At 45.4% G+C, this 22,528-nt stretch carries 19 protein-coding genes and 1 riboswitch; of the genes, 6 read left to right on the top strand and 13 right to left on the bottom strand.

The window, feature by feature from the left end; translation table 11 throughout:
* Positions 1–33 precede the first annotated feature (33 nt).
* The 4 genes from MHI06_RS01235 to MHI06_RS01220 form a co-directional block, all read right to left on the bottom strand.
* Positions 34–993: a 2-keto-3-deoxygluconate permease gene (locus MHI06_RS01235; protein ID WP_340400155.1), complete on the bottom strand. Its 960-nt coding sequence runs from the start codon at positions 991–993 to the stop codon at positions 34–36.
* A gap of 6 nt (positions 994–999) precedes the next feature.
* Positions 1,000–2,457 carry a family 1 glycosylhydrolase gene (locus MHI06_RS01230; RefSeq protein ID WP_340400154.1) on the bottom strand — a complete coding sequence of 486 codons (1,458 nt, stop codon included), beginning with the start codon at positions 2,455–2,457 and terminating at the stop codon, positions 1,000–1,002.
* A 48-nt stretch (positions 2,458–2,505) separates the two neighbouring features.
* Entirely contained in the window at positions 2,506–4,434 is a 1,929-nt protein-coding gene (locus MHI06_RS01225) for a beta-glucoside-specific PTS transporter subunit IIABC (RefSeq protein ID WP_340400153.1), read from the bottom strand.
* A gap of 127 nt (positions 4,435–4,561) precedes the next feature.
* Positions 4,562–5,407: a PRD domain-containing protein gene (locus tag MHI06_RS01220; protein ID WP_340400152.1), complete on the bottom strand. Its 846-nt coding sequence runs from the start codon at positions 5,405–5,407 to the stop codon at positions 4,562–4,564.
* Positions 5,408–5,721: 314 nt separating this feature from the next.
* On the opposite strand from MHI06_RS01220, the gene udk reads away from it, so the two are divergent.
* From udk to MHI06_RS01200, 4 genes are all read left to right on the top strand, one after another.
* On the top strand, positions 5,722–6,354 hold the full coding sequence (gene udk / locus MHI06_RS01215; protein ID WP_169482164.1) for a uridine kinase: 633 nt from the start codon (positions 5,722–5,724) through the stop codon (positions 6,352–6,354).
* Positions 6,355–6,466: 112 nt separating this feature from the next.
* The gene (csaA, locus tag MHI06_RS01210; RefSeq protein ID WP_340400151.1) at positions 6,467–6,796 is read left to right on the top strand and encodes a chaperone CsaA; all 330 of its coding nucleotides are present in this window, start codon (positions 6,467–6,469) and stop codon (positions 6,794–6,796) included.
* Between the two features lie 347 nt (positions 6,797–7,143).
* Entirely contained in the window at positions 7,144–8,409 is a 1,266-nt protein-coding gene (locus tag MHI06_RS01205) for an S-layer homology domain-containing protein (protein WP_340400150.1), read from the top strand.
* Between the two features lie 490 nt (positions 8,410–8,899).
* The gene (locus MHI06_RS01200; RefSeq protein WP_340400149.1) at positions 8,900–11,803 is read left to right on the top strand and encodes a DUF5704 domain-containing protein; all 2,904 of its coding nucleotides are present in this window, start codon (positions 8,900–8,902) and stop codon (positions 11,801–11,803) included.
* Positions 11,804–12,477: 674 nt separating this feature from the next.
* Positions 12,478–12,670: riboswitch (cobalamin riboswitch) on the bottom strand.
* A 77-nt stretch (positions 12,671–12,747) separates the two neighbouring features.
* On the opposite strand, the gene MHI06_RS01195 is transcribed toward MHI06_RS01200, so the two are convergent.
* Positions 12,748–13,575, bottom strand: a complete 828-nt coding sequence (locus MHI06_RS01195) for an AraC family transcriptional regulator (protein WP_340400148.1) — start codon at positions 13,573–13,575, stop codon at positions 12,748–12,750.
* Positions 13,576–13,778: 203 nt separating this feature from the next.
* Here MHI06_RS01195 and MHI06_RS01190 point away from each other — a divergent pair, with 203 nt between their 5' ends.
* A complete protein-coding gene (locus MHI06_RS01190) occupies positions 13,779–15,080 on the top strand; it encodes an alpha-glucosidase/alpha-galactosidase (RefSeq protein WP_169482159.1) in 1,302 nt (433 codons plus the stop codon).
* Positions 15,081–15,249: 169 nt separating this feature from the next.
* Here the strand turns inward: MHI06_RS01190 and MHI06_RS01185 are convergent, their stop codons facing one another.
* The 3 genes from MHI06_RS01185 to ytxJ form a co-directional block, all read right to left on the bottom strand.
* Positions 15,250–16,446, bottom strand: a complete 1,197-nt coding sequence (locus MHI06_RS01185; RefSeq protein ID WP_340400147.1) for an XRE family transcriptional regulator — start codon at positions 16,444–16,446, stop codon at positions 15,250–15,252.
* A 38-nt stretch (positions 16,447–16,484) separates the two neighbouring features.
* Positions 16,485–17,252 carry a hypothetical protein gene (locus tag MHI06_RS01180; protein WP_340400146.1) on the bottom strand — a complete coding sequence of 256 codons (768 nt, stop codon included), beginning with the start codon at positions 17,250–17,252 and terminating at the stop codon, positions 16,485–16,487.
* 112 nt (positions 17,253–17,364) lie between these two features.
* Positions 17,365–17,904, bottom strand: a complete 540-nt coding sequence (gene ytxJ, locus MHI06_RS01175) for a bacillithiol system redox-active protein YtxJ (RefSeq protein WP_340400145.1) — start codon at positions 17,902–17,904, stop codon at positions 17,365–17,367.
* A gap of 222 nt (positions 17,905–18,126) precedes the next feature.
* Between ytxJ and MHI06_RS01170 the strand changes: the two genes are divergently transcribed.
* On the top strand, positions 18,127–18,984 hold the full coding sequence (locus MHI06_RS01170; RefSeq protein WP_340400144.1) for a hypothetical protein: 858 nt from the start codon (positions 18,127–18,129) through the stop codon (positions 18,982–18,984).
* A 102-nt stretch (positions 18,985–19,086) separates the two neighbouring features.
* On the opposite strand, the gene MHI06_RS01165 is transcribed toward MHI06_RS01170, so the two are convergent.
* From MHI06_RS01165 to MHI06_RS01145, 5 genes are all read right to left on the bottom strand, one after another.
* Complete coding sequence (locus MHI06_RS01165) at positions 19,087–19,515, bottom strand: VOC family protein (protein WP_047841503.1); 429 nt, start codon at positions 19,513–19,515, stop codon at positions 19,087–19,089.
* Between the two features lie 167 nt (positions 19,516–19,682).
* Positions 19,683–20,243 (bottom strand): hypothetical protein, encoded by a 561-nt coding sequence (locus tag MHI06_RS01160; RefSeq protein WP_340400143.1) that lies wholly within the window; start codon positions 20,241–20,243, stop codon positions 19,683–19,685.
* 79 nt (positions 20,244–20,322) lie between these two features.
* Positions 20,323–20,550 (bottom strand): DNA-binding protein, encoded by a 228-nt coding sequence (locus MHI06_RS01155; protein WP_169482155.1) that lies wholly within the window; start codon positions 20,548–20,550, stop codon positions 20,323–20,325.
* Between the two features lie 187 nt (positions 20,551–20,737).
* The gene (locus tag MHI06_RS01150) at positions 20,738–21,610 is read right to left on the bottom strand and encodes a sugar phosphate isomerase/epimerase (protein WP_340400142.1); all 873 of its coding nucleotides are present in this window, start codon (positions 21,608–21,610) and stop codon (positions 20,738–20,740) included.
* A gap of 12 nt (positions 21,611–21,622) precedes the next feature.
* Entirely contained in the window at positions 21,623–22,498 is an 876-nt protein-coding gene (locus MHI06_RS01145) for a sugar phosphate isomerase/epimerase family protein (RefSeq protein ID WP_036674684.1), read from the bottom strand.
* Between the last annotated feature and the right edge of the window lie 30 nt (positions 22,499–22,528).

The raw sequence follows: 22,528 nt of genomic DNA, 5'->3' as shown, positions 1-22,528 counted from the left end.
CGTCATGACCTGACAGAGCACGTGCTGTTTTTGCTAGTGATTTTCCCGTATAAGAGCTTCCATCGCTGTTCCTCCAGCCAAACGCTTCACGATATAAGGCACGATCACCGACGTCAAGATCACGGCAAACGCAATCTGAGCGATAGCTGTGTCTACATATGGCGCATACGCCGGATTGAACTCGGCAGCCATCGAAGGCACCACCATGGACAATCCAGCAACCGAACATGTCGCAGCCGCTGCGTAACCGGGTCGTCTTAATATCGTGCGATCGATTCCAATGAGCGGCAACATGCAGATCAGCAAAAACAACACGGTGACCAGCAAGCCGGACAAACTGGACTGAAATGCAGTACGCAGATCAATATTGGACCCAAAGCTTGTACCCAGGAAAGGCAGCAGAACCAGTGTTCCCGGAGCGAACATCTTCTGTATATTACTGTCCAGATTACCAAGCAGTATGCCGATGAAGAAAGGTACTAGCGTAGCAAGTACACTGAGATAATCGATACCGACACTGCTTGCCGAATTCAATATCATGACCGGAATAACCGGTACGGCGATCAGATTCAGAATGCCAAACGCAGCACGATCCACATCATCTCCATACGTGTTCATCAAGGCCAGATATAATCCCGGATTACAGCTGGTCAGAACAGCAATGAAGGCTACCGCAGAAACTCCCCCGACCCCACTTATGCCAAAAAAGTGTACAAACGCCCAGCCGAACAGACAGCTGATGAGGATACGCGAGATACAGAGCACCCCTGCTCTCTTCAAGGTCACCAGAAGCTGTGACAAGTTAAGCTGTGTTCCTGATATCAGTAAAATCATGCCGATCAGCACCATGGTACCTTTCGAAGTGAACAGCGCTGTCGTTGGATCCCCGATCTGAAAAAACGATGGAAACACCGTGTTGATGACCGCGGCGGCCAGCATAGGAACAATCAGCAAGCCGCCGGGTATTTTTTTGATACGACCCAAAATGTTCATGGTGCGTTACAGTTCTGCTCCGTTGGTACGGATCACATTCTGATACCAAAAGAAGGAATCCTTACGATATCTTTCGAGCGTACCATTGCCATAGTCGTCCTGATCGACGTAGATAAATCCGTACCGTTTGCTCATCTCGGAGGTCCCTGAACTGATCATGTCGATTGGTCCCCACATCGTGTATCCCAACACCTCGACCCCATCGGCAATGGCGAGTCCCATCTGTTCGATATGTTTGCTCAGAAAATCAATCCGGTAAGGATCGTTGATCGTTCCATCTTCATTCAGTTTATCGTAGAAACCTGAGCTATTCTCCAGAATGAAGACAGGCTTTTGATACCGATCATAGACGAGATTAAGCGTATACCGCAGGCCAATCGGATCAATCTGCCAACCCCACTCGTTAGCGGGCAGATGCGGGTTTTTATATACGCTGTGTACATTACCTGCCGTTAGTTCGAGCTGCTCCGTATCACTGCTGGAAATCATCGAGTTATAATACGACATCCCCACGAAATCAGCCGTGTGTGCACTAATGCTATCCAGATCGCCGTCCTCGATATTCAGCTGGATCTCCTTGTTTTTGAAATACGTTTTACTATAGTAAGGGTATTCGCCTTTATTAAGCACATCCAAGTAGAATTGATTTTTCATCTGATCATCCTGTTGCATCTGGAGTGCGTCCTCCGGCTTGCAAGTGTAAGGATACGTTGTAAAATAAGCCACCATACTTCCGATCTGATTATTTGGATCAATCTCATGGGCCATCTTGGTTGCTCTGGACGCAGCTACAAATTGATGATGCAACCCCTGGAACAACATTTCCTCATAATTCGGAGCATCATAATCAATGATTCCTAGCGTTTTGGCCGATGCTTTCACACTCATGTTGATCTCATTGAATGTAACCCAATATTTCACTTTGCCCTTGTAGCGATTGAACAGCACATCACAATAGTTCACATACAGATCAATCAATTTGCGGTTATACCATCCTCCGAACTTGTCCATCAGTACAATCGGCGTATCAAAGTGACTGATGGTGATCAAGGGCTCCATACCCTGTTTAAGACATTCATCAATCACCTGGTCATAGAACTCTAGTGCCTTTTCGTTCGGAGCGGCATCGTCGCCACCTGGAAATACTCTGGCCCATGAAATGGAATAACGAAAGACTTTGAAGCCCATCTCGGCGAACAAGGCGATATCCTCACGGAAGTTATGATAAAAATCGATCCCCCGGCGCTTCGGATATTTCACGGTATCCGGATCATTCCTAGCCTCTTCAATCATCTCCCAATTCACTCTAATCTGCTTGGTCACTTTACGGTCGTTCTTCTCGTTAAATTTCATCACTTCTGGAATGGTCAGGCTCTTACCATCTACATTATAAGCTCCCTCTGCCTGACAGGCAGACAGTGCACCGCCCCACAAAAAATCTTTTGGAAAATTGGAATTTGTCATTTTAGTTTCCTCCTGTTATTACGTGTTATTAAAGTCTTATTTCAGGGTTTATGGGATCAGCTTCATTAGCGCTTCGCTCTCCCGGATCGGGCCGCTGGTCGCTGTAGTCAGCACATCTCCATACTGTTGCAGGTTGGTTACCACGATGGATGTAATGGTGTTATATCCTGCTGACGTAATGCCTTCTGGATCAAACTCCACCAACAAATCGCCGGCCTTGATTGTCTGTCCCTGTTCGATATGGGCGTTAAAATATTTCCCTTTCAGACTGACGGTATCCACCCCGATATGAATCAGAATCTCGACACCATTCGTAGCTTTCAATCCGATGGCGTGTTTGGTGCGATAAAGTGCTTCGACTACCCCGTCAAATGGAGCGTATACCTTGCCATCTGTCGGTACGATTGCAATGCCTTTACCCATTAACTCTTGGGCAAACGCTTGATCCTCCACTTCAGAGATCGGTTTGATCTCCCCTGTCATTGGACTAACGATAAGCATGTCAGAAGATGTGGATGTCTGTGATGATACGGACGCTGGAGTTACCTCTGTGGCAACGACTGTCTGATTGCTATTTACTTTATTCGTAGCTTGCTGCTTCGATTTATTTCCATCTGTATCTTCCTTGATGCCCGCCAACAGCGTGAACACAAAGCCGAGCACAACTGCGGCAATACAACCAATAACGACATACATGTAACGATCAGATGTATACGTGCCAATTGCCAATACACCTGGAAGTGAAATTGCATTCGCTGTTGTATGCACCAAGCTGTAGAATCCACCGACTAATCCACCTGCCAGGCAACCTGCGAAAAAGGGACGTTTGTATTTCAGCGTTACACCATAGATCGCCGGCTCGGTGATCCCGAACAACGCGGTGAATCCACTTGAAGCAGCCGCTGATTTCATCGTTTTGCTTTTCGTTAGGACAAACACACCGAAGGCTGCTCCAGCCTGAGCCAAATTCGCCGCTAGTGCCGTTGGCAAAAGTACGGTTGCACCCAGTGTAGCCACTTGTTGAACCTGAATCGGCATGATGGCATAGTGCATACCGAACATGACCATGATCGGTTTGAAAAATCCAAGAATCGCACCAGCAAGCACACCTGCGGTTGAGAACAATGAGTTAATACCATTGGTCAACCAGTCACCGATATATGATCCTACTGGGCCAAGCACAATCAGTTCCACTGGAATCATAATGAACAAAACAATCATTGGGGTAAGCAGGACCTGTAGAAACTTGGGAATCACCCGATTGACGATCGGATACACATAACTCATAATCCATACCGCCAGAATGATTGGAATGACGGAAGAGGAATATTTCATCAACAGAATCGGCATGCCGAGAAAATCAATACTGTTTACACCCGTCTCAGCAATCTGAGCCGCAGCGTTCAAAATGGTTGGATGCATTAATCCCGCAGCAAGAGCTACCGCCAAATAGGGATTGGTTTTGAAACGGTTTGCTGCACTAACAGCCAGGAAGAACGGCATGAAGTAGAAAATACAGTCCCCGATCATGTTAATGATCGTCAGGAAGCCGGAGCCTTCCAGGTAACCCATTGCGGTTATAACGGTAGCCAAACATTTGATCATCCCGCAACCAACAAGTGCTGGCAGAACAGGCGTGAATATACCTGCGATGGTTTCAAGCACTACGTTGACAGGGTTACGTCTCTTTTTTGGTCCACTGTCTGTAGACTCCGTAAGCTCGCCAATATGGTCAGAAGTTAGATTCTTCAGTTCACTGTATACCGCGTCTACTTTGGCACCGATAACAACCTGAATCTGTCCACCGGAATTTTGTGCCTTGAGCACGCCTTCAAGCTGATCTAGCGCCTTGAGGTCTGCTTTGTTATCATCCTTCAATACGAATCTCAAACGGGTTGCACAGTGTGTCAGACCCGATATATTTTGCTCGCCGCCAACAAGATCAAGTACGTTTTTAGCCAAGTCTTTGTTGTTCATGACCCTTCTCCTCTACATCAACTGAAATGTTTATATAAAAAATGACCAAGCCGGGGAATCGTCATTCCCTACGCTTGGTCATGCCTGATCGAATCAGTAACAGTCCAATATGGATTATTCGGTTAGTTCATTCCGTTGGTTCATTTGAGATCAATCGTTGAATATGCAAGATCAGATATAATTTTTCATCATCCGAACAGGTCCAGCAGTAATTATTTTTCAGGAAATCAGCAATCTTCTCCACACAAGCCAGTTCTTTCGGAAACTTCTCCTTCACCATCAGGAACAGCGATTCATTCTCATCCTTGAGGGACTTACCGCTCATCTGCCTCAGAATGAAATACCGGATATGTGTGGCAAAGCGCATGAAATGGATGGAATCCTCCTGAAAGTCAATTTTGAGCGCATATTTGATCACGGACAGAATCTCGCCCGTAACTGTGGTCACCTTAGTGGTATCCGTCATCTCTCCGGAGCCAACCTGTGCATTAACAAAATGCAGAGCAATCAGTGTTGTTTCGGCTGTCGGCAGAGTAATATCCATTTTTTCCTGAATCAGCTTCAGCGCAGCCTCCCCCACCCGGGTCTCGTCCGGATAGAGTGTCCGCACTTCCCATTCCAGCGGATTTTTGATACTGATGCCTTCTCTGGTGCGAGTTAATGCAAAACTGATATGGTCGGACAGGGTGAGGAGCAGGTTCGGGTTAAATGTTTTATTCAGAATCTGACTGCCCAGCTTAATGACTTCCTCAGCGAGATAAATATCCTCAATTGGAATGCTGTTCAGGAGGTCATACATACGGATATTTTTCGGTGCTACGAAAATTTTCTCCACCAAGTCCGTCTCTGTCAGCTCATAAGGCGTTCTCAGAAATCCTACCCCTTTACCTACGACAAATACTTCTTCATTGTTATCATTAATGGCAATCGCCACGTTGTTATTCACTTTCTTAATAACCTTCAATGTCCTCACCCCCCGATGAAAATAAAAAAAGACCGAAAGCGATTACAGTTAAATAATCGAATTCGGTCATGCCTGGTTCGCCCAGTAACAGTCCGTGTTATGAATATAAGTATTATTATAGGCCTGTTCACAAGAATGTCAATCCTTCTTTGTCAGGGAATACATGCCTCTGCAAAGCAGATGAAAAAAGTAATGCGCTATGGTACAATGAAGGAATTGTGTATTCACAGACAGACAAGTGAATGAAGGTGCTGAATTGATTCTGGATCAGCGCTCTTTATCCATGATTATGCTGCCATTCTAGGGAGGCTTATGGAACAACCATGCTCATTATTGGTATCGCCGGAGGAACCGGCTCCGGTAAAACGACGGTAGCTCGCTCCGTCATAGACCGTCTGGGATCAGGTAAGGTCACATTTATATCCCAAGACAATTATTACAAAGACCAGTCGCAGCTCACACCTGAACAACGCCGACTCACCAATTACGATCACCCGTTTGCATTCGATAATGATCTGTTGATTGAGCATCTCACCCTGTTGAAAAAAGGCCAAGCGGCTTATGCTCCCGTATATGACTTCACCATAGATAACCGTGCTGCCAATGAGACGGTTGAACTGGCACCGAACCATATTGTCATTGTAGAAGGATTGCACGTGCTAATCGACGAACATCTTCGCAGTTTGCTGGACATCAAAGTATTTGTTGATACTGATTCTGATGTGCGGATTTTGCGGAGAGTACTGCGGGATATTGAGGAACGCGGACGCACGATCCAATCGGTGTACAAACAATATCTCGAAACGGTAAAACCGATGCACGATGCGTTTATCGAGCCATCCAAGAAGTATGCCGATATCATTATTCCAGAAGGCGGACATAATGAAGTAGGCATTCAGATGTTATCCATCCTCACCGAGAAATACCTTACCGGAGAGAATTGGAACGGCTCTTAATTTGTTGCAAAGCAACACAACAGAAATCCAGGTTACGATACAGCGTAATCTGGATTTTTTGTTGATTTTTCATTTATAATAGTCCCCAATAGTTGAAAGGAGATTCACCCCTATGGCTACTTTTGAAGAGTTCATGCAACATGACATCCGGGTTGGTACAGTCGTGGAAGCCGAACCCTTTCCCAAGGCTCGCATTCCCGCTATTAAAATGACGATCGACTTCGGTCCACTTGGCCTGAAACATTCCAGTGCTCAGATTACCCAGCGCTACACGCCTGACATGATGATCGGCAAACAGGTCGTTGCTGTAGTTAATTTCCCACCCCGGCGGATTGCCGGTTTTGTCTCTGAAGTACTTGTGCTTGGCGGCGTGCCTGGTGAAGGCGATGTTGTCTTGCTCACACCGGATAATCCATTGCCTAATGGAACACCGATAGCCTGATTTTATTTTTGATTAAGAAGAATATGGGCTTTTCAAATGTTTGGAAATCGAGTATTCTTGATGTATTGATTATTGAATTGACTATTGATGGAACTACATATGTTGGAGACCTTAAAGCATAAGGCTATGAATCTGCGGATTCGTGGCCTTTTTTTGTGTTTTTCGGAGGAAATATAGGTCTGGAGGATTAGTAAGAGTTCTATACAGAGGAGGATTTTTATTGATAAATCATACCAACTGCCTAGTTCTACATGGTAGAATATTGATTATTATTACAAATTTAGTATCTAGTAGCCTGAACAGTACATATCAAGGAGAGAAAATCACAATTGAGAGGAGTAAGATTCATGAAAAAAATGATGATTTCCGGCGTAACGGCATTGGCTTTATTAACAGGGGGTATCGTAGGTTTCGGAGGCGTTGGGAGTTCTGTAGAAGCCGCACAAGCTACCATTAAGTTCAAGGACGTTCCGGCTACACATTGGGCATCCTCAGCGATTAATAAGGCCGTGGAACAAGGTTATTTCAAAGGGTATGCCGATGGAACATTTAAACCAAGCTCCCCTGTCACCAAAGCTGAAATGGCAAGTATCCTGGGACGTTTATCCAACCAGCCTACTGCATCAACACAAGAACAAAACAATTTCACGGACATACCCGAGTGGGCAAAAAGCGGTGTCTCTATTGCTATAGCAAAAGGTTTCATCAGCCCTTCTAATTACAATGGGAAACTGGATGCACAAGGTGCTCTTCAACGAGGCGAAATGGCTACGTGGCTGACGCAAGGATTAACCGTAGTTGATCCTGAGTACAAACAAGCACTCTCTGATGTGACAAACACTGTTGTGCCTGCAAAGGAATATTTCACAGGTAAACTCGCGAGCGCTCAAAAAAATGCAGTAGCCGTTGCCCTGGGAACGGGACTGATGAGTGTAGCAAACGATAAAACATTTGGTGTGGATCGTACTACCACTCGGGCGGAGGTTGCTGTGTTAATTGCTCGTTATGCAGCAGTTGCCAAGACAAAACCTGCCGATTTTCAGGGTCTGAATGAACTGCGAGCAGTGGGTTTGACGGGGACGAATTTGAGTGTTATTGCGCCTAAGTATCAGGTGATTTCCGAGAACAATTATCCTTACGACTACAGCAAGGTAACTGGGGACTTCTCCAAAATTCGCAATCAAGAAATAGTTACCAAAACTAATTACGCTGATCTCAAGGTGAGAAATTGGATTGTTGTTAACCCCTATGTTACAGGTAACGATAGAAGCATTTACTACCCTGTCTTTGTAGATGAGAAAGACAAACTGGTAAGAGGTGCATATTATTCATTTGTTGAATTCGATCTTGGAATAAAGAACACTATGAATCAATTACAAGGGGGAAGTCTAATTAACTCTCCTACTATTAACCCTCTTAAATCACCTAATAGCGAAGCAATTTTTAGTTACAGCGCGCCTCGTATCAGTAATTTACTTGGTACAAAGGGAGTATTTAATGTTAAGAATCCTATTTATTGGGCAGAAGGTTTATTACATTTCGACAAAGAACTCAATCCAGAAGTTTTACTCACTCTAAAAAATGGAACGGTTTTCAGAGTAAGACCTAATTAATAATTAATGATAAGGGTGAAATAATGTGTATTTGCTTAAACTATTGAAAAAAATACTTCTCGCAAGTCTCGCATTAAGTGTAGTCTTCATTTCACCTCCTGCTGTTTTTGCAGGAGGTGGTCCTGGGGACAAACCCATTTTGCAATCTTCCAGAATAGAACCTTCTACTCCCTCAAAATCACAGAAAAAAATAATACCTCTTCAAGGTAAGGGAACTACTAATATCGGGATTTATATCTTTCAACTAGATAATATGAAATGGAAAGTAGTTGGAGAATGTAACGGACAAGAGTTAGGTAATAATCCTGCTACCAATAAGCCAAATTCTTCGATAATATGTGTTAATTTGTCTTTAGAATCCCCTAGTTATCAGCCTTTAGAGTATTTAGATAAACAAGGTAATCCGCATCCAAGAACTGAGATTACTTCTACTTCCATTTCTCCTATCTATATGGATAACACAGCATACTATCGGCCTGGACTACCTATCTTGTTAAATGTAGAATCATTTACTGAGAAAAAGACAAAATTTTCTGTGCAAATTGGTGCAGCTATTGAGCCTACTGAATACAGACCCTATGAGTTACCCAAATATTCTGCAGATTATCTATTTAACACAGATCTATACTGGGAAGGCCAAGCCGAAATAACCAAAGAGATCAACCTCACTGCTGGTGGGCAACTTAGCTTGAACCAGTCCAAACAACTTAATGCAACAGTCAAGACGAAAACTGGAGATGGAAACTTTGGAGCCGAGACCAATGTAAACACCGGCAGCGGTGGTACAACTACATGGGAATCATCCAATCCTGGTGTCGCTACCGTTAGTAATTCTGGATTAGTCCAAGCTGTCAGTAGGGGAACTACAACCATAACCGTACTGTGGAAGAAAGATGGATTTGAGTTAACTACCACAACAAACATTGGTGTTGAAGAGAACCCAGGTACTGGCGGGGGCGACGGTAACGGAGGCGGTGGTGGAGGTTGCACGCCAACAATTGGTCCACCTTCTGCTGGAACCATCATGAGCATGAATGATCTCGATCCAAGTGCCAACGGTGTTATTAAGTCAGATAACAGAGATAATGAGACATTCAATGTATTGAAAGGAATCCCTACTTCTGAATCACTCTACACGAATGCCTTTGCTGACAATTACCTGTTTAAACAAGCCTGGGCGAAAATGAGCGGTAAAGTTACATACAACTGCAATATCACAATCTCTTACGACAGAGAATGGACAGTACCTGGACCAGAAATATGTGATGATGATGGTTGTACGCCAGGGCCGCTTGTACCCGCGAATGACACGGTATCCAAGCCATACACCTTCCAAATCACAAGAGACTACTCCTACTGGAAAATTAACAATCTGGAAGTATATAAGATCGCTAAAGCAACCATGAACAGTTACGCTTTGCCCGGAGAGACCGTTACGATGAATCCAACAGGATACACACCACCAACACTGGAATCTAGAAATGATGAATCCGTAGAAAGCCATGTACGACCAGGACAAACCACTTCAATCACATATACTCCACCCAAATTAACAGGTGGTTTGAACCAACCTCCCAGTGTGCCTGATGATACATCAAGGCTAAAAGGGATGGCTGAATCCAACACACCTCAAAGTAAAGTGAACAATGATTTGGTCAAATTCAACAACACAACCATTATGAATGATGTGGAAGCAACCAAAGATGGCCCCACGCCATCCAACATTCCTAATCCAACGACGATCGGGCGTGATGTGCTGTACAAACCAGGCAACATGATCAGCAATTCCCTGCTGAATAAAGCGAACACCACAAGCTCGGGTGAGATCTATTATGATTTGTTACCGGGTAACGTGAATGGCGGCGCCAACAAAATATTGCCGATTAACGGCATCAACACCGTCACAGTGCACACTCCTGTCGTCAACTATGCCTGGGTGTCGGATGATCAGCCGCATAATCAGAAAACCGTACCGGATCCCACCAGCGCTGCACTCATTCTGGAACGCCCGTTCATTGTGCGAATCCCTACATCGGGACAGCACTTGGACGCAGCGAGTTATCCCGGTTATGGAAATCGGGACTATGCCAAATATTTTCGGATCAAACAGGTGCAATTCCCGTTTGATGTCTATAACGCTGATCGGAGTCAGTTTATCTCGTCCAAGACATGGGTGGATATTCCGGTCAATCAACTAGACACCACATTCTATCTTCCCGTATGGGTAGATGAAGGCAAGTATCACATTGCATTCCGCAATATTGCAGAGAATGCACCTGCAAACTTTACCGAGCAACAGGATGCCAATACCAATCTGGCACATCATGTTGCAGCAGACACCGTGCCGGTAGATGTTATCGGAAGGTTATATGATTTTCACGTCACTGATATCTCTGATTACAACTGGGAAAGTGTATTTCGCAAGCGGTTGGGTAGTCCCGAACCAACGGGCTATAGCTACTGGACAGGGATGAATAGCATTGATGGTGATCCGCGAGGTAACCTGGCTCCATTTGTATTGCCTATTCGACCAGGAAGCCATCCGGTGCAGGGATTCGCTAACGCGACTGTGAAGACAGGATACCATTTCAAGTTCGATCTGAAGACCAAGGGCAATATGTTTGGCAAACAGGATGGTATTCGAATTACACCCACTTTTGCTTTTGTGAGTAAAGATGGGTCCTCCCGGCAAGAAGTCGATCTGTACTACCATCGCGGTCAGGAACGCCTGATCCGTATCGGATCGGCACAGGATATGGAGAAACGCTTTGTTGTGCTGAACTCACGGCTTCGAAATGTACCCGGCACAGAGTTAGGCGATACAGCGCGTTATCAGTATACTTATGAACTGACAGCGGAAGAACGCAGCCAGCGTACGTTGGCAGAACATATGGTTCGCCTGGTCGATCAGACTTCTCATCAAAAAACGTGGGTAGGTCGTTATGACTGGATGATCCTGTCCGCTCCGATTCGGACACTCATCGGGCCCAAAACGGACATTCCTTCCGGGGTCAACGTGGACCGGGCCCATGCAGCAATCCAACGTTGGTACGGGGAGTACAGCTTGCCCGCCGATGTATATGCTGTACCAAAAGGGAAGGATCTCGAACCCCTTGCCCGACAAAATCAGCTAGATGAGAAATCGAAGATTTTTCTAAAGAATGGTTATATCGTAGTCAACTTCAACATGGAAAGCCTGCGGAATGGAAATACAGAGGCAGCCCATCTGCAATATATTCATGCGCCGCTGATGAATCAATGGCAGATGGAAGGTTTCAACAACACGCCAACTGACAGCCAAGGCAGAACCTGGCCGCTGAAGGATGGTGATATTGTCTTTTATCATGCTGATCAGTCCAGCCGAAACGACTTCCAATCCCAAGTACCACACTAGTACTTAATCACCGAAGTCCATACAACTGACCAAGCAGATGTAGACAACTACATGTGGACAGAAGAGTCTTATGCAGAGTACCTCTCCAAAATAGACTGAATATCCGTAGAGCGTTAAGCAACCAATGAAGCAATATAAATGTAAGATGTAAAGCTATGAAGTGTCAGACTAAGTACTATACAGCCTACGCAAAATTATGGTGTACTGAATGACATAGGTGTACTGAACCACATACGATAAAGCATTCACAAGTGATTCCAGTGTCACATCCCAACTACACACAACATGCCTGTTATACAACAAAAGGGTTATCTGAAAGTCATCTATGGACTTCTGAGGTAACCCTTCTTGTATCATTCTCTTTTCATAACCTTACTTAGACTATAAAGAAAACCCGCACATCAGTATTATCCTGACAGACTTTCTCCAGGAGACAGGTAGGTTAGCAGGAACGTGATGCCGAACAATACGGCGACCAGTTGTAATAATCGTTTAACGATATATCTGTTCAAGTGCTCTAACGCCCTTCCCCACAACTTTATGTATGTGCCATGATGTTCTTCGTCCATAAAAAAAGCGTCCCTCTCCGTATTACTGAATGAGACGCCTTAAACAAACAGATTTTCAGAAAAAATCATGTTCTCTAAACACCTTCCTATCTCCCGTAGGGTACTACTGTGTTTGTTAAACCTGGCAGGTCTTCTGGCTCCAGAATCATCGTCACTTGCAGCTCCTTCCCGGCTTAAACCATTGGATTATCGCTACCTGACTCCTCTGTTACAGTGGCGGGACCGCGCCAGTATTACATCGGACTTCCCTATTAAGCTTCCACCCTGACGGGCAAGCACCAAGTTCCACATATTCAATTACACTTCTGTATCAGTTTAGCGGGACGACGAATAATGATCAAAACTTTTCTTTTAAATTTGAAGCAATAGGTGCATCTAATCACGAATTCTCGAACCCTTTGGGGATATACCCGTCACACGCTTAAACATCTTTGAAAATAATAATGGGTCCGTATAACCTACCGAGTGGGCTACTTCACTAACAGAAAGTCCCGGGTTCTGAAGAAGTTCGGCAGCACGATTCATACGGTACTCCAGAAAAAAAGACTGTAGCGACATGCCATATCGCTCTTTGAACAATCCCGATAGATACGTGCGATCTAGCCCCACGGCGTGAGCAATATCCAGAATGGAGGTTCGCTGGCTGTACCTGTTCTCCATAAACTGAACTGCTTGCCTGATGTACTCTTCTTTGTTCGAAAGAAGCTGTCCCTCCTCTTCCTCTACCGGTGACGATGAGATCAACTCCGCTATCAGGCGGTACAAGAGACTCTGGTTCATCACATCGCCTCCCGGACGCGTGGAAGCCTGAACCATCTCCGTATACAACTGATCCATCGTATTCGTATCACGCGCATCATACACTGGATGCTCCGGGCTCAATCGGGCACGTTGCATGAATGCCTTGGCTTGAACACCTTTGAATCCAAACCACGAATACGTCCATGGCTCCTGCGGATCTGCCTCATAATGAATAAGTGTGTCCGGGAGAATGACAAAACCCTGCCCCTGGGTCAACTTGTATTCTTGGTCCCCCATATACACAGTGCCCCGTCCTTCATGGATGTAATGTACAACGTAGGAATCACGTACACCCGGTCCCCAATAATGGGCTGGGTCACAAGCCTCCCACCCGAAAAACAGCAAGACCAGCTCCATCTGTGTCCAGCCCATGGGAACCACATTCATCTCGATCGGACTCATTCTACGCCCTCCCTCCTTACTTCCTTTCGATGATCACTATCTATACACCTAATAAAATTATAACAGCTAAAGTGGATAAATATCAGCTGAAAGCGAAAACAAAAATGGGATTATGCCATGTTTGAGAGGAGTTGAGCCATAGTTATATGCGCCGGATCGGCCTATAGTTGGGGTACAACATTTTTCAGGAGGCTGAACTTAAGATGAACAAAATTACGTTTCTCGGTGCAGGAAGCACCGTCTTTGTTAAAAATGTATTGGGTGATGTCATGATGACCGAAGCACTGCAGGATTTTGAGTTGGCATTGTTTGATATCGATGCTGAACGTTTGAGCGACTCAGAGCGATTGCTGACCAGTCTGGCCCGTTCGATTGGAAGTCGTTGTGTCATTAACGTATATCATGACCGCAAAGAAGCGCTGCGCGGAGCCAAATATGTCATCAACGCCATTCAAGTCGGTGGATATGATCCATGTACCATTACGGACTTCGAGATTCCGAAGAAATACGGACTACGTCAAACGATTGCAGATACACTCGGCATCGGCGGAATTTTCCGTAACTTGCGTACGATTCCGGTCATGCTGGATTTTGCCCGGGATATGCAGGAAGTATGTCCGGATGCATGGTTCCTGAACTACACCAACCCGATGGCCGTGCTTACCAACGTCATGAACGTGCATGGTGGGATCAAAACGGTAGGATTGTGTCATAGTGTGCAGGTATGTGTGCCGCATATGTTCGATGCACTGGGGATCGATCAGACAGGTGTCGTGGCCAAAATTGCAGGCATCAACCACATGGCGTGGCTGCTCGAAGTTACAAAAGATGGGCAGGATCTGTACCCCGAGATTAAACGCCTGGCGAAGGAAAAACAGAAGGAACAGCATGACGACATGGTTCGTTTTGAGCTGATGCAGCGTTTTGGCTATTATGTAACGGAATCCTCCGAACACAATGCCGAGTACCACCCTTACTTCATCAAGCGGAACTACCCGGAACTAATCGAACGCTTCAACATTCCACTGGATGAGTATCCACGCCGGTGTGTGAACCAGATTGAAGGCTGGAAAGAGATGCGTACCAAGCTGTTTGCCAGCGAAAATATTGAACATACCCGTAGCCGGGAATACGCATCGCATATTATGGAGGCTATGGAGACGAACCAACCTTACAAAATTGGCGGCAACGTCATGAACAACGGATTGATTACGAACCTGCCGCGCGAGGCATGTGTCGAGGTACCTTGTCTGGTGGATGGATCAGGGATCAGCCCTACGTTCATTGGTGACCTGCCCCCACAACTCGCGGCATTGAACCGGACCAACATCAACACGCAGCTGCTGACGATTGAAGCGGCAATTACCGGCAAAAAAGAACATATCTATCACGCCGCTATGCTTGATCCACACACGGCTGCGGAGCTGTCTATCGATGATATCGTAGCGATGTGTGATGAGTTGATTGAGGCTCACGGCGACTGGTTGCCAAAATACACGTCATAATATAAAAGCACCGTTTCCTTTGTAGCTAAAGGGGACGGTGCTTTGTACTTTAATTGTTGAATTCATTATAAAATGTGTTTATTCCAATTTGCTCAAAAAATTAACAACTACATATGATCTATTGAAAACAAGTGCGCCACTCTATCTGGTTCATCACATATAGTCCATTTCAAGAACTGCGTGTAGGCATTTTCCTAACATTTTGAATACTAGTTTGTGGCTTGTTCGTCATGTATTTATTAAAAAAATCCGTGTTTATTCCTGTCATATGATGAAAGAAGGAAGCCTCCACTTTCCAATCTTCCTCAATCATATAACGGATATCCACAAGACCTTTATTGGAAAGCAGGTCAATAATGGTTTTAATTCGCATCGGCTTTTGAAGTGGAATCTCCCTGTCGAAAGGCTCCTTTTCCAGATATCCTCTTCGGTGCATCGCCGCATAGAAATTACGATGATCCTTAGCTTCCATCATTCCTAGATGTGCTGCTCTGTATCCCAGCACTTGTAGGGAAGTCTTCCATTTATTTTTCAAATCAAGATATTGATCGGGATTCGTCTTATAAGTGATATCATTCATGTCCGATGAAAACTCTTCTTCGGGCAATAAAAATGCACCCGCAAACAGATTAGCTTCATTTTCAATCAATTTGTGTTCTTTTCGGTCCAGATTGACAAATTCCAGACGATAATGAAGCAACAAATGACCAAGCTCATGTGCAATATCGAAATTCCTACGAACCGCAGAACGTTTGATGTTGCCCAGGATGATAAACGGACGATCATTCCGCGTCCAAAGACTGTACGCATCAATTTCTTCACCAATTGCTTTCTCAAAGACGTACACACCGCTTTTTTCGATCCGGAACATCAGGTTCTCATTCGTGGATGGCTCCAGATTCAGCCGTTGTCTCGCAAGATGGGCAACATAACGGATCTGAGTAGCACGATCATCATCTGAATGATTCATATATTCAATGGCCTCTTCCCGCAACTTGATAATGTTCAGCGTGGGGAGGCTAATCTGGGCGGTAATATAATTAATGAACGTATCCAAATATTCTACGTGTTTTGCTTCTGTCTGTGTCTTTGAGATTACATTCAACACCTTTGAACGATAGGCGATGTTCATGACATCAATATTGGCAGTATTCATTTGCTGCGCTAACATATCTTTCGCATAAAAATACTTACTTTTCACACTGAAAATGCGTTTCATCTCGTTCACGATTGGCACTTTGGGAGAGGTATACGCATTTTCATATTGCCAGACTGCTTGTTCTGTCACACCTAATTGTTCGGAGAGCTGCTTTCTTGAATATCCATGCATGATCCGTAAATTGGTCAAATTTTCACCAACGAACATGCTGCTCCCTCCTTACTGGACTGCGAAGAACCAGGGAATTAACCCCGCTGTTCCTCTTCCAAAATTTCAATATCATAAGCCGCCGGATCAACGATATCTTCCATATCTGGTGCAAGTACCTCACGGTCACTTTCATTTAACTCAGCACCTGAGATCAGATCCGACAAATCTTCTATAAAATAAGCGATATTATCATGCGGATTGGGCAGATAATGCTGAACCTTCGAAATTTGGTATGCATCATCAATAGCATAAGTGAGTATATGAAATTCATTATACGTAGATGCAAAATGTTCAAGTTCTTCTTTCACACGACTGACCTGACTCTCTGAGAGGGGAAAAGACAGTTGCTCCACTCTCTCGACCTTACCTTGTCCACTATGGAATGGTTGGCTTAAGGAGAATTTTAAGTCTTTATTAATCTTGGAGAGATCATGTAGATACGTACGGAACGCACCCTTGTTATCATCACCCATAGGTATCTTGGCTCTGGAAAAGCTATTTTCGTTAAAATAGGCAGCATTCTTAATCAGGAACAGAACTTTTGAATCTTCGTGTGTGAACTGAAGATAATCCCACGTTAAACCTGCTTTTGATTTTTTGTGAGTGAATCCTTGTTCACCGCGTTCAACGCAATAATCTGCGATTTTGCTCTCGATAAAATTACCCTTTGTCCAAGCAAAGGCTGAACTAATCTTCATGTTCGCTTTCCGATCTTTACGGTGCTCAATATAGTCATGGTATCCTTCAACAATAGCATCAACAATCATCTGACTATGTTCCGACTTGAACTTATATTGTTCCATATGGATCACTCCGATTCAGAAATATGAAGGCAAGTTATATTTTAATCGAAATTCGCATGCAAGGATATGATTTTTTTTGTTATTTTTAAAGTGAAACGAAATTCAATAGCCTTTATCCAAACGGATTCTCTGCCCACTGCAATAATCTTTTTTTTGTAATTTTGCCATGAGAGGTATGATTGACGACTTTTCCCTGATCGAGAAGAAGTACCTGTGGTGACTCATGATGAACCTCTGTCTCTTCCGCAATATGGCGGGACAAGGAGCGATTTTCAATCACTTTGACAATGCGGTAGTCCATGGGTTGTTTGGGATCTGATGCATTGGTGCCTACAAACCCCATAAACTCTCTGTACGCTCTCGCACTCTTCGGACAAGTCGTGCTGTGCTTCAGGATGAGCACCGGGTGATCCTGCGAACGCTGAAGTGCCTCTTCCCAGTCACCCGATTTGTGCAATTCACGAACATGCTCGCTGAGCATATGTTCCGAGTCTGATCCCACACGTTTGCTAACCATCGAATCAATCACAATGCCAAGCGCCACGCCAAAAGCAATCCCGAGTCCAAGCTGCTGCGTAGCCGTACCAATGCCGACTCCCATGGCCGTTCCTATAGCAAGCCATACGGCTTGATGATTTACCTTTTTCTTCATGCAGATCTTCCCTTCATGAAATATGTATATCAGGGCTATATCTTCCCAACTTATATTCTGATCAAATTATAGCATAGGCTTCTGCGGGTAGGCCTTGATAATCTTCGTCTCCGGGTACAGATTTCAGTGATTGGATTTATGCAAAATGCTCATTTGTGATACACTGGTTGTAATTTGGAAACGATGAACATGAAGAATGGATTGGAAGGGCGGAAATTCCATATGACATACGCGTTTATGATTGAACCGCAGGATTTTATTGCGCTGGATAACGAAGATGAGCTAATTGAGAAATGTCAGGAGTGGGGCCTGCTTTCCGGTAAAGCGACCAAACTCAAAACGTTCTATTATAAAGGAAATGGTCTGAACATGCCGTGCACCATCATTGGATATGTCGATCACATGGCAGCTGTTATTCAACTGGATAATGGACAAAAGCATTGCATTCACCCTTCTTATCTGAAGGAAATGCAAGCGTCCAGTTACAACGCACGAAGCATAGGAACAGCAGGATCAGATCGAAGCACAGAACCCTCAACTTCGGATACAGTCGCACCAGATACCCCTGCTGATGTTACGCTAACTCCCGATGCTCTGGCTAACCCAGATGAAATTCCGGCGGATCTGGATGATTCCGACGACACGGACACAGATGAATTCTCCTCGGGGCTGAAGGGTGATCCGGATGGGCTGGTGGAAGAGTATGTTGGACCTCAAACCGGGGTAGCCGGTGAAGCCAAACCCAAAGCCAAAACAGCGAGCAAAAACAAGACCGTCAAGATTGATCTGCCAGAAGGTAAAGTGAAGATGAGTGCCGTTGTCAAAGAGTTCACCACCGTACCGAATCACTTCTCGGACAATGACGATGAAGTCATCATCTATGAAGCAGTTACCATCACGGAGCCAGACGTCATCGATGTTGGGGAAGCCTGGTCGAGCCACAGTGCCACCGTTAAGAAACAGGAACTGGAAGTGGGAGACGTTATCACGTTTGAGGCGAAAATTATCAAGAAGAAGCTCACACGTAACCCGGTTCCCTATAAAATCAACAACCCTTCCAAGATTCAGAAGGAAGACTAATCACGATTCATTACAAAAAAAGCAAAAAACCTCTACAGCTGCTCAAAGCAGACCGCGGAGGTTTTTTCCCTTTTGAGGGTTATATTAGCGAAGAGTACGCTCTTAAGCTTGTCCCGGTGTAGCACTGATCTGAAACTGTACGCCGAACTTGTCAACAACCGAGCCGTAGGCTGGACTCCAGAACGTCTCTTGTATCGGCATTTTCACTTCGCCGCCATCTTGCAGTTGGTTAAAAATTGCTTTGGCTTCATCCGCTGTATCCGTATTCACTGTAACCGTAACATGATTACCTACAGTGTACGGCATACCTGGAAACGTGTCGGACAACATTAATACCGAGCTGCCAATCTGCAGAGAAGCATGCATAATACGGTCTTTCGCTTCTGGCGGGATGGGGTGATTCGGGTCAGATGGACCATCGCCAAATGTTTGAAGCGCGAGCACTTCGGCCCCAAATGCCTTTTGATAAAAATCTACCGCTTCGCGCCCATTACCGTCTGTTACCAGATACACATTCAAGCTGATCGACATGCGTTCTTCATCTCCTTGGGCTCTTGTAATTATACGATTCACGCCACTTGCGACATGAGTATATATGAACAGGTTGTCCTTTGACAAGCGTATATTTCTGCACTCATCTCTGCGGACCTTTACACGATTAGGGTTACCAACATATTCTTAATCCATCCCTCTCTCCACTACTTCTTGCGCTTGCGTATATAGTAGAGAACCGTGATCAGAACACCCGGAACCAGTGCCGCAAAACTGGCATAGATCAGACACCATTTCAATAAGGTAAATATCGGAGTGAGTTCAGCAAGCACAGGCGTACGTTCGGGATAACGAGACATGATCAGGGACGCACCTATATTTTCAAGCATATCCATAGCCCAACCTAAGACCGGAATCAGATTTATCCAGCACCAGCGACTCTTTACCGGAAGTACGCGATATAGTACTGATAACAGAACAACCAAGAGGAACAGATAGGCCAGCGGCCAGATCAGATCAAATGTGAACCTTGCCTGAATATAGGCGCTCCGCCCTGCTTCCCCATATTGCTCAGCCATCTGATATAGATCATCCGCCGTGTACAGAAACGATGAATCCGGGGACTGCCCACCACCTGTGGCCTCCTCCGACTTCGCCGCCTGCCAGGGCAAAATGAATGCAATAAAACAGGCAAATACAACAACCGCAGCTACAAGCCATTTCCAATTTACTCGTTGATAGAACCAATTGGACACTTTATTCAGCACATTCTGTCCCCTTTCCGATAAAAAAAAGACCACTCTCCCGAATCCTATCGGTAAAATGGTTGTGTTCAATCCTATGAAGTTATCGCGTTTGAACGATGCTATCTATTTCACTTTTCAATAAGAGGTATCGGTGAACACTTCTCATGATCGGGACCTTCGTTAGTTTGTTCTTGTCCACGTACAGTTTCATCTGGTCTTTGGTCAAACCGAGCAAACTTCCAGCTTCCGATACCGTCAATACTACCTCTGGGTTCGTAGCATTAAACGTCTTCTTTACCTTCTGATTCCAGTCCTCGAATACCTGCATAGATCAGCGACCTCTCCTATCCATAGCCAGTTATTATCAGGCTGAATGTATCTATTATACCATACTTGTGCTACTTATAGCTTAATCCTTGCACAGAACCATATTCTGTTAGGCTTATTCGACTGTTGCTGCATGACAAAAAGAGCCACTTCTGAACGTGGCCCTTGATAGTATCTCCATGATATTATTACGCTTCTTCCCAGAAGCGACGCAGGTTATCCATGGCAATCTTGGATGCGGATTTACATTCCTCCATGCCTTCGAACTCCACCGTAATGTTGCCATCATAGCCGGAGTCTTTGATCAGCTTTACAATTTTGCGGATTGGAATGTCCCCTTGCCCAACGATCGCTCCTCGCAGGAAGTTACCGTAGGCTGTCGTAAACCATTCACCCTCACCCGGATGCTCATCATAAGGACGGAAGTAAAAATCTTTAAAGTGGACCAGAGAAGCGTACGGCAGATTTTTCATGACACCAATGATCGGGTTCTCATCCACACACATGAAATTGCCAATATCGAGTGTTGTTTTGAAGTTCGGACGATCTACAGCATGCAGAACACGCTGCACCCGGTCACTCGCCTGCACGCTGAAGCCGTGATTCTCAATGGTTGTGGTGATGCCAAACTGCGCAGCATAGTCCGCAATGATCTGGCTTCCCCGCACCATCAGAGGCAGATGTTCCTCGAACCAGGCAATGGTCATCTTCTCCTTCGGCAGGGTAAACGCCGTGACGTCATGACGCAGATGTTTTACACCCATCCGGTGTACGACATCCACATGCCTTTTGACCCGAGCCATCTCTTCTTCAAACGCCTCTTCCGTCTCCTGCACGAAGTTCGCTGGCATCGAGTAGTTGGACAGTTCAATACCCGCAGACGCTGCCCGTTCCCGAATCGCATCCGCCAGATCGTGATTATCCTCCACGGTATAACCGTAAGGTACCATCTCCATATGCTCGCCGCCGTTCGCCGCAATCCAGTCGATCACATCCAGCACCGTCATCTCACCCGAATTCAAATCGTTCAACAAACTATACGTGCTCAGGCCCACTTTCATCTGCTCAGCTCCCTATCGATATTGTTGGATAAATTGAACCGCCTTGCGAATGTCCTGCTCCGGCTGATGCCCAACCTCACGTTCAATCGTCAGATAACCGGTGTAACCAATCTCCTGAAGCGCTGCAAAGTATCCGTCAAAATCAACGCCACCCTCGCCCAGCGGCACCTCACGGAAGAACGTTCCGGATGAGACCATCTCGGCAATCTTATCGTGATCCATAGGGGCATAACCGACCGCTCCGTATACGTCTCGTGGGTCAACTTCCTTCAGCCGCACACCATCCTTCACATGGGTATGTACGATGTAATCCTTAAGCAGATGAACGCCCCGCGCCGGATCATCTCCGGTCACCATCACCATATTCGCCGGGTCAAAATTCACCGATACTCCGTTGGTCGACAGCGTATCCAGGAATCCTTTTAAGTCAGCAGCCGTTTCCGGTCCTGTCTCAATGGCAAAGTATGCGCCAACACTTTTGGCGTATTGGCCCAATTCCTCACAAGCAGCATGCAGCGTAGCGTAGACTTCCGATGAAGGATCATGTGGAACAATGCCGATATGTGTTGTGACGATGTTGGTGCCCAGATCGAGGGCCAGATCCACGATCCGCTTCGACTTCTCTACTTTCCACGGATTATCTTCCTTGACCTGGAACCCATGTCCACCCAAATCACCAACCAATGCTGAAATGTCGAGACCCAACGAATCGATGTAACTCTTCAACTCCTTACGCGCCGCAGGTGACAAATTTTCAGGGTCCATCTCTCCCTTGACGGCATAGATCTGTACACCTTCTGCACCCACGTCTTTGGCCTTGTTCAACCCTTCCCGTACACCTACGCCAAAGCTATCCACGATGACACCGATCTTATTTGTTAATTTCATGTCATACCTCCTGTGATTGAGTGAGGAACT

Source organism: Paenibacillus sp. FSL H8-0079 (assembly GCF_037991315.1).
GTDB lineage: Bacteria > Bacillota > Bacilli > Paenibacillales > Paenibacillaceae > Paenibacillus.
Note: the sequence above shows the minus strand (reverse complement) of the source record. Positions and strands in the feature narration are given on the sequence as shown.